The sequence below is a fragment of the Photorhabdus namnaonensis genome, assembly GCF_001684335.1.
Classification (GTDB): Bacteria; Pseudomonadota; Gammaproteobacteria; order Enterobacterales; family Enterobacteriaceae; genus Photorhabdus; species Photorhabdus namnaonensis.
The window spans coordinates 54,952-62,511 of record NZ_LOIC01000104.1; the positions used below are offsets into that span (position 1 = coordinate 54,952).

Here is a 7,560-nt window from a genome sequence, read left to right on the forward strand (position 1 = left end):
CAGAAAACAGCGATTATCCTGTTACATCCGTTCTACCGTCTCAATGCCCAACGTATTCAGACCTTGTTTCAATGTTTTCGCGGTCAGGAGCGCCAGTTTCAGGCGGCTTTGACGCAACTCTTCACTTTCAGCATTGAGGATCTGGCAGTGTTCATAGAAGCCAGAGAACAGACCGGCTAGATCGTACAGGTAAGCACACATAACATGTGGCGTACCTTCACGGGCGACGGTGGTGATGGTCTCTTCAAATTGTAACAAACGGGTGGCTAATGCTTGTTCACGCTCTTCATTGAGGATAACGGGTAATGTCAGGCTGCTTTCATCAATTTCCGCACGCTTGAAGATGGAGGCGACACGGGTGTAGGCATATTGCATATAAGGTGCGGTATTGCCTTCAAAAGCGAGCATATTATCCCAATCGAAGATGTAATCTGTGGTACGACTTTTGGAGAGATCGGCATATTTCACGGCGCCGATACCGACAGCTTCAACCACTTTTTTCAGTTCATCTTCTGGCATATCCGGGTTCTTTTCACGGATAAGGGTATTGGCACGTTCAATGGCTTCGTCCAATAGATCGGTCAATCTGACCGTACCGCCGGCGCGAGTTTTAAATGGCTTGCCATCTTTACCTAACATCATGCCGAACATATGGTGTTCCAGCGATACGGATTCTGGCACATAACCCGCTTTACGAACGATGGTCCAGGCTTGCATCAAATGCTGATGTTGACGGGAATCGATGTAGTAAAGAACGCGGTCAGCGTGCAGGGTTTCATGACGGTATTTCGCACAGGCGATATCTGTTGTGGTGTAAAGATAACCACCGTCTTTCTTTTGGATAATAACGCCCATCGGTTCACCTTCTTTGTTTTTATATTCATCAAGGTAAACCACGGTTGCGCCATCGCTTTCGACTGCCAGCCCTTGCTGTTGCAGATCAGCGACAATACTGGGCAGCAGATCGTTGTACAGACTTTCACCCATGACAGAATCTTTAGTCAGCGTGACATTCAGACGATCATAGGTTTGTTGATTTTGGGCCATCGTGATATCCACTAGCTTGCGCCACATGGTTCGGCAATATTCATCACCGCCTTGCAGCTTCACCACATAGCCACGGGCGCGGATGGCAAACTCTTCGTCTTCATCGTAATTCTTTTTCGCTTCGCGATAGAAAGCTTCCAGATCGGATAATGCCATATCGCTGGCATTTTCATTTTGCACTTTTTCCAGATAGGCAATCAGCATACCAAACTGGGTTCCCCAGTCACCCACATGGTTAGCGCGGATAACCTTATGACCGAGGAATTCAAGTGTACGGACGGCAGCATCACCAATAATAGTGGAGCGTAGATGACCAACGTGCATCTGTTTCGCTACATTGGGGGCGGAATAATCGACAACAATAGTTTGTGATTCGGCTGGAGTAACGCCCAGTTTCTCATCTTTCAGGGCAGTTTCGATATTCGCTGCAATCCACGCTTGATCAAGGAAAATATTGATAAAGCCGGGGCCGGCGATTTCAACTTTACTGGCGATACCTTGCAGATCTAGCAGGCTAACAACTTTTTCTGCCAGTTGTCGGGGGGGCATACCCACTTTTTTCGCCGCGGCCATCACTCCATTGGCCTGATAATCGCCAAACTGCGCTTTCGCGGATTGGCGGATGTGAGCTTCGCTGTCGGCTGGAGCACCTGCTGCAATCAGCGCCTGGCTGACTTTTTCTGAAAGAATCGCCTGAATATTCACCTGGTTACCTTAAATGACGAACAAGAAATAGGTATATTGTAGCAAACAATATCCTTTGCAAAATGGTTCATAAGAAAAAACGGCGGGTTTTATACCATATTCAACACATGACATACCACTTTACTGTTGCTTTGCGCCAAGTTGCGAAGAGAAAAAATGCGTTTCCTCGAAAAATCATGATCGTGACTATAATGCCGTAATAAATATACGGCATAAGAGAAGGAACGGTCATGGAAGTATGGCAAATGAACGAACAGGAAAACCAGAGGCTTTTTTAGGTTTGGCTACGATATTAAAAATGACTGCGCCACGTACAGGTACTTGGTCTAAATTAGCCAACAGTTCTATCTGATAAGTATCTTGCTTTAAGACATAATCTTCGCCCAACAAGGCATTATTCTTTCTAAAGTCTTTAGCGGCGTCGGTATCAAATGTTTCATGTCCAATGGCTTTAACATGACGCTCCTCAAATAAAAATTTAAGGGCATCTACTCCCCACCCAGGTATTTGGTTATTGCCTGAATCATCTTTATTGTCCATTTTCTCCTGGGATGGCCAGCGTTTACTCCAATCCGTTCTGAGCGCAACGAAAGTACCTGCCTCAATAACGCCATATTCTTCTTCAAATTTAAGAATATCTTCTTTAGAGAGTGAAAAGTTAGGGTCCTGTTTTGCTCTTTCTGATTGATCAAGCACGATTAAAGGTAAAACCAATTCTTTTAATTCCAGTTCATCAACATAACGGGTATTCGGAACAAAATGACAGGGAGCATCAATGTGAGTCCCATATTGGCCGGGAAAAGAAAATTTCTGAACAAAAAAGCCATCTTTATAATCAAAAAGTGTTTTAAATTCTGCTGAATCAAGCATAAAAAAATGTGGAGAATCTTTATCGAAGCTATGCGTCAAGTCGACCCATTTTTTTGATTTCAGCAAAGTGAGTGCTTGTAAAATGTTATTTGACATAAAAAACCTCATTTTTGATAATTTATTGATGTTATTTTTACCACTATTACATGATTAATGCTGTAAGATTTATTGCCGTAAATAGTGATGTACCTCATGTTTTATTCACTTTTATTGTTCCAGTAATGAACATACGAAATAAAGGCATGTTTGTGTTAGGCTCGTCGGGTACGAGTACATCAGATTATTTTTTTATAAACGGAAAATTATAAAGAAATAATATATTTGATTTTTACATTAGTTAAAATTCAAAATCAAATATAATAAAAAAATATATATTATATGTTTTTGGGGCATTGTTCTTAATGTGACTTATTTCTATCTTATTGTTATTTAATGTTTTTTATTTTAAATGAATTTCATTGATTAAAATTGAAAATCTTTTGCAAATTATTTGTTGAAATTTTTAATAAAAAAGAAATTAATATCGTTTATGATTTAATGAATCCCGAAAAGCTCATCAGCATTGATCTAAAAAGGAACGACTATGCTTTGGAAGAATACTTCTAACCAATTTGGTCATTTATCTGTCCTGCTACACTGGCTGGTTGCCTTGGTTGTGTACGGCATGTTTGCGCTAGGGCTGTGGATGGTGACATTGGGGTATTACGATACGTGGTATCACAAAGCGCCTGAAATTCATAAAAGTATCGGAATAGTGCTGCTGATAGTGATGGTTGTACGTGTTATCTGGCGTTTTGTTTCTCCACCACCAAAACCATTAGCCAGTTATAGCCGCTTAATCAGAGTCAGTGCTGTTTTAATGCATATTTTGTTGTATATCTTACTGTTTAGCATTTTGATTAGTGGTTATTTAATTTCGACTGCTGATGGACAGTCAATAGCTGTCTTTGACTGGTTTACTGTGCCAGCCACATTAACGGGTCAGGGCGAACAGGCAGATACTGCCGGTATGATTCATCTTTACCTTGCCTGGGCGGTAGTAATTTTATCGCTATTACATGCTGTCGCGGCATTAAAACACCATTTTATTGATCGTGATGCAACCTTAAAGCGGATGCTAGGTTTCCGTCCTGAATAATACAAAAGACGATTATGGAGAAGAATATGTTGAAGAAGACATTACTTGGTCTGACTGCGGGCGCATTGTTACTAAATGCAGGTTCGGCATTAGCTGCCGATTATAAAGTTGATATACCAGGCCAGCACGCCTTTATTCAATTCCGTATTCAGCATTTGGGATATAGCTGGCTATATGGAACATTTAAAGATTTTGATGGTTCTTTCACATTTGATGAGAAAAACCCGGCTGCGGATAAAGTTGATGTGACGATCAAAATAGCCAGCTTGGACACTAACCACGCTGAACGTGATAAGCACTTGCGTGGTAAAGATTTCTTTAATACGGATAAATATCCTGAAGCAAAATTCACCTCAACCGCAGTGAAAAAAGAGGGGAGTAAATATATTGTCACAGGTGATCTGACTTTAAATGGTGTGACAAAGCCAGTAGTGCTGAATGCAGAACTACTGGGTGAAGGTAAAGATCCGTGGGGTGGTTACCGCGCAGGTTTTGACGCTTACGGTAAAATCAAACTGAAAGACTTTAATTTCCAAAAAGATTTAGGGCCTAAATCACAGGAAGCGGAATTACTGATCTCTATCGAAGGCGTCCGGGAAAAGTAATACGCTGATTACTTAACGCAGTAGTGTAATTTATTAAAGGCTACGCATTGCGTGGCCTGTTTTATTGATAGGCAAAACCTTCTTTCCAGTTGATCTCACAGGTGATACTGTTGTTATATACAGTTTTAATGCAATTGATTGTACGTGGTTTTGAGTAGATAAGATCTCATTGCAGCTACATTAACCGAATAAAATATCAATATTGTGTTTTGTTTGGTGCATACATAGTGTTATCAGATTGATACAAGTATCACTTGCAAGTAAACTTAGTATAGAGGCTGAGTGTTTATTAGTCGTTATGGTTAAATTATGTCTTAATAATACAGAGGGTAAGGAGAGGGGGTTATGTCATCATTTACAAAACTGATAGATAAGGCATATGTTTCTCCTGATAAAATTATTAGAGGAACTGCCAAATTGATAAAACCTGAAAGCGCTGCCACTGAAGACTGCTCTCAGAGGTTGCTGATTAGAAATGACGGCACTGTCATGATTAACAGAAAGAATAGTGATGTGATAGCGGCTTTTGAACATAATATAAAAGCGTTATCAAAGAGAAAATAACTATTATGTGGCCTGTTTTTATTACCTTTGTTTTGATCTGTGGCTATAAATATATTGATAGCGACATACCATCAAAAATTGAGTTACAAAAAGCGCAAGGGTGGAATGCTTACTTTCAAGTAGCTTTAAAAGGCGGCGAGTTTTTAATCGCTGGCTTTGTCATGGCTGTATTTATTGATGTTCTATTGTATTTAGCAATGTATATTATGAATGTACCTGCATATTTGGGCGCAAAATACACTCAGTTTACATTTGCTACAGACTTGAATGGACTTAGATACGCCACTGCGAGCTTTTTCTCATGGATTGTAGTTATATCTACGGTTCTTATGAGTATAAGCCAAGCTTCAATCGCTAAAAACAGATCAGAAAACTATGCATACCGGATTAAAGCCATTAGGAATAATGCGAAAAAAGATTCTGTAAATGAATTATTACTAGAATCCTTGGAGTGCGGTCTTCTTGTTATGGTTACTCTCAAATCTCGAAAGGTGTATGTTGGAATGGTTGATGAAGCGAATTTTTACAATTTCCATACCCATTCAGATGCAATGGTATCAATTATACCATTTATAAGTGGATACCGTGATAAAGACAGCTTATCTTTTATGGTCGAGCATAATTATACGGATATTTATAGTAGAAAAGAGATAACATTAAACTCTGAACCATTATCAGTATATCAATTCCGACATATATTACCGATAGACCAAATAGAATCTTTTTCTTTATTTGATGTAGATACCTATATATCGTTTGAAGAAGAATATAGTAAGCATCCATTTGTAGAAAACAGTAATAATAATGATGAGGCTGCTGTTTAATGCGGCCTTTTTCTTATCTGCCAAGTGAAATGATGTGATTTTTCACTTGGCATGATATCAATAAAAATGTTTATTACTTTATTGGTAATGCATATTCACGCGGTTTTTATATTATTTCCTTTAGAGGGGAATACCGAGATTCTATTATGACATCGACTTGAAATTCACCTGAGTTATCACCAAAAGTACCCGGTACGTCATTGAATAAAAGTATTAATTCTCCATCTACAGGAACTGTTTTATGAAGTACTCCGTCGCCAATTACAAACTTCTTGTTGGCGATCTTAGCGACGAGAGATATTGGTGTGGGTTGTGGATACTTAGGTAAAGGGCCATCAGGTGATGATACTTCAATATTACCAAGACCATATTGCACCCATCCATGTGCAACAACAGAGATTGTATCTCCTTGTTTGAGAATAAGTCCTGTGGGTTTACCGTTTGCAGCGTTAGCTGGAACACTTCCTGACCAATTATACATAGTATTACCTCTGAAATTATGTTTTATAGAAATAGTTTTGTCAAAGATGTTTACATATTTGACTGAATGAAAATTTATATTTTTATGTTCGAATGAACAATGAAAAATATCATATATTGTGACCTGCCTTAATAACAATAATAATTTTTAAAACAATGATTAATTTAATATTATAATTATTTTTTTACTTCTGTTTTTTATGGAATCTTAATTTCATTCTGGAAAATAATTTATGGTTATTTTTGACTTGAATTATTGTAACGAATGATTGGAATAAAAGAGAATAATTCCATTTTTAATTTCTTGATTTAATTATGTCAGAAAACCAGAATTGCCCTTAATTTTCATTCCGTGCGGAAATTGTGTAAAATGGTTACAGTAAATTATTGATAGATAGTGTTTCTTGTATGGAGCGGTTATTTATTACTATAAAGTGGGCGTTTCATACATCAGATTGCTGTTGATTTATAAAAAAGGTATATAGGACAATCTGAATGAATCAGAGAAGGTAGCTATTAATCGATAGGATGACTTTCACGGCTATTGAATTATTAAGACATTTCTATTCTTAATAGGAAATCGATTAACATTGGGATAAAATAAGTAGGGTAAGATGGTTAATATATCCGGCAATTAAATTCTCCATTATATTTATAATAACTTAATCCTTTATTGAATTTGTAACAAAGTGTTACAAATTTCTACTTTTTGTAAATGAAAAAAATAGAAATTATTTCTTGCTATTTGATGATAATTTAATAATCATGACCGAATCTCCTTCATCAAAGTAACATGAAGGAAATTTTAACTCCTGTTCCCTTATTCAAGGGATTAATTGATAGGAATACATTATCTGTCTTCCTGTCATTCAACTCGCTATTACTCACGGCATAAGCGGTGATTTTTGTCGATGGTAATAGGATTTTTGTTGCCTTAATTCTTGGGTAAAGAGCTCAATCAGTTCCATTTTCTGGCAGGAGATTTATGTTGAAAAATATCATACGACATGGTGACAAAACCTCTCACGGTGGTTCGGTGTTAGCCGGTGATGAGCGTTTTCAGGTTTTGGGCAAAGGGGTAGCGCGGATTAACGATCCGGTGTCCTGTCCAATGTGTGGCGGACATCAATCCATTGCGGAAGGAACTTCGTCCGTAGTCGGAACTAATCAACAAGGGCTTGCACTGGAAGGTATGAAAACCTCTTGTGGAGCTGTCTTGATCGCTTCGCAAACATTTTCCCAGATAAAAACCTTATAGGACAGTGTGTTATGAATAAAAAACAGTCTCTATTCCTACAAGAATTGCAATATATACGGCAATTGGCGC

The 7,560-nt window shown here is 38.2% G+C and carries 8 protein-coding genes; 5 read left to right on the forward strand and 3 right to left on the reverse strand.

Features of this window, described 5'->3' with window-relative positions; all coding sequences use genetic code 11:
* Positions 1-21: 21 nt before the first annotated feature.
* Both argS and Phpb_RS23035 read right to left on the reverse strand, forming a co-directional pair.
* On the reverse strand, positions 22-1,752 hold the full coding sequence (gene argS, locus Phpb_RS23030) for an arginine--tRNA ligase (protein WP_065392393.1): 1,731 nt from the start codon (positions 1,750-1,752) through the stop codon (positions 22-24).
* Positions 1,753-1,980: 228 nt separating this feature from the next.
* Entirely contained in the window at positions 1,981-2,718 is a 738-nt protein-coding gene (locus Phpb_RS23035; RefSeq protein ID WP_065392394.1) for a cyclase family protein, read from the reverse strand.
* 487 nt (positions 2,719-3,205) lie between these two features.
* Here Phpb_RS23035 and Phpb_RS23040 point away from each other — a divergent pair, with 487 nt between their 5' ends.
* The 4 genes from Phpb_RS23040 to Phpb_RS23055 all read left to right on the forward strand — a co-directional run bounded on the left by Phpb_RS23040 (position 3,206) and on the right by Phpb_RS23055 (position 5,753).
* A complete protein-coding gene (locus Phpb_RS23040) occupies positions 3,206-3,760 on the forward strand; it encodes a cytochrome b (protein ID WP_036778604.1) in 555 nt (184 codons plus the stop codon).
* 26 nt (positions 3,761-3,786) lie between these two features.
* The gene (locus tag Phpb_RS23045; RefSeq protein ID WP_065392395.1) at positions 3,787-4,365 is read left to right on the forward strand and encodes a YceI family protein; all 579 of its coding nucleotides are present in this window, start codon (positions 3,787-3,789) and stop codon (positions 4,363-4,365) included.
* Positions 4,366-4,710: 345 nt separating this feature from the next.
* Positions 4,711-4,929 carry a hypothetical protein gene (locus Phpb_RS23050; protein WP_040148939.1) on the forward strand — a complete coding sequence of 73 codons (219 nt, stop codon included), beginning with the start codon at positions 4,711-4,713 and terminating at the stop codon, positions 4,927-4,929.
* A gap of 5 nt (positions 4,930-4,934) precedes the next feature.
* Positions 4,935-5,753, forward strand: coding sequence for a hypothetical protein (locus Phpb_RS23055; protein ID WP_065392396.1), 819 nt, complete (start codon positions 4,935-4,937; stop codon positions 5,751-5,753).
* Between the two features lie 106 nt (positions 5,754-5,859).
* Here Phpb_RS23055 and Phpb_RS23060 read toward each other — a convergent pair whose 3' ends face one another.
* Entirely contained in the window at positions 5,860-6,234 is a 375-nt protein-coding gene (locus Phpb_RS23060) for a LecA/PA-IL family lectin (RefSeq protein WP_065392397.1), read from the reverse strand.
* A 984-nt stretch (positions 6,235-7,218) separates the two neighbouring features.
* Here Phpb_RS23060 and Phpb_RS23065 point away from each other — a divergent pair.
* Complete coding sequence (locus Phpb_RS23065; protein ID WP_065392398.1) at positions 7,219-7,491, forward strand: PAAR domain-containing protein; 273 nt, start codon at positions 7,219-7,221, stop codon at positions 7,489-7,491.
* Positions 7,492-7,560: the final 69 nt, after the last annotated feature.

What these genes read in the sequence shown, in the direction of transcription:
- Phpb_RS23035 (WP_065392394.1), bottom strand. Translation starts at nt 2,718, where the DNA reads ATGTCAAATAACATTTTACAAGCACTCACTTTGCTGAAATCAAAAAAA.
- Phpb_RS23040 (WP_036778604.1), top strand. Translation starts at nt 3,206, where the DNA reads ATGCTTTGGAAGAATACTTCTAACCAATTTGGTCATTTATCTGTCCTG.
- Phpb_RS23045 (WP_065392395.1), top strand. Translation starts at nt 3,787, where the DNA reads ATGTTGAAGAAGACATTACTTGGTCTGACTGCGGGCGCATTGTTACTA.
- Phpb_RS23050 (WP_040148939.1), top strand. Translation starts at nt 4,711, where the DNA reads ATGTCATCATTTACAAAACTGATAGATAAGGCATATGTTTCTCCTGAT.
- Phpb_RS23055 (WP_065392396.1), top strand. Translation starts at nt 4,935, where the DNA reads ATGTGGCCTGTTTTTATTACCTTTGTTTTGATCTGTGGCTATAAATAT.
- Phpb_RS23060 (WP_065392397.1), bottom strand. Translation starts at nt 6,234, where the DNA reads ATGTATAATTGGTCAGGAAGTGTTCCAGCTAACGCTGCAAACGGTAAA.
- Phpb_RS23065 (WP_065392398.1), top strand. Translation starts at nt 7,219, where the DNA reads ATGTTGAAAAATATCATACGACATGGTGACAAAACCTCTCACGGTGGT.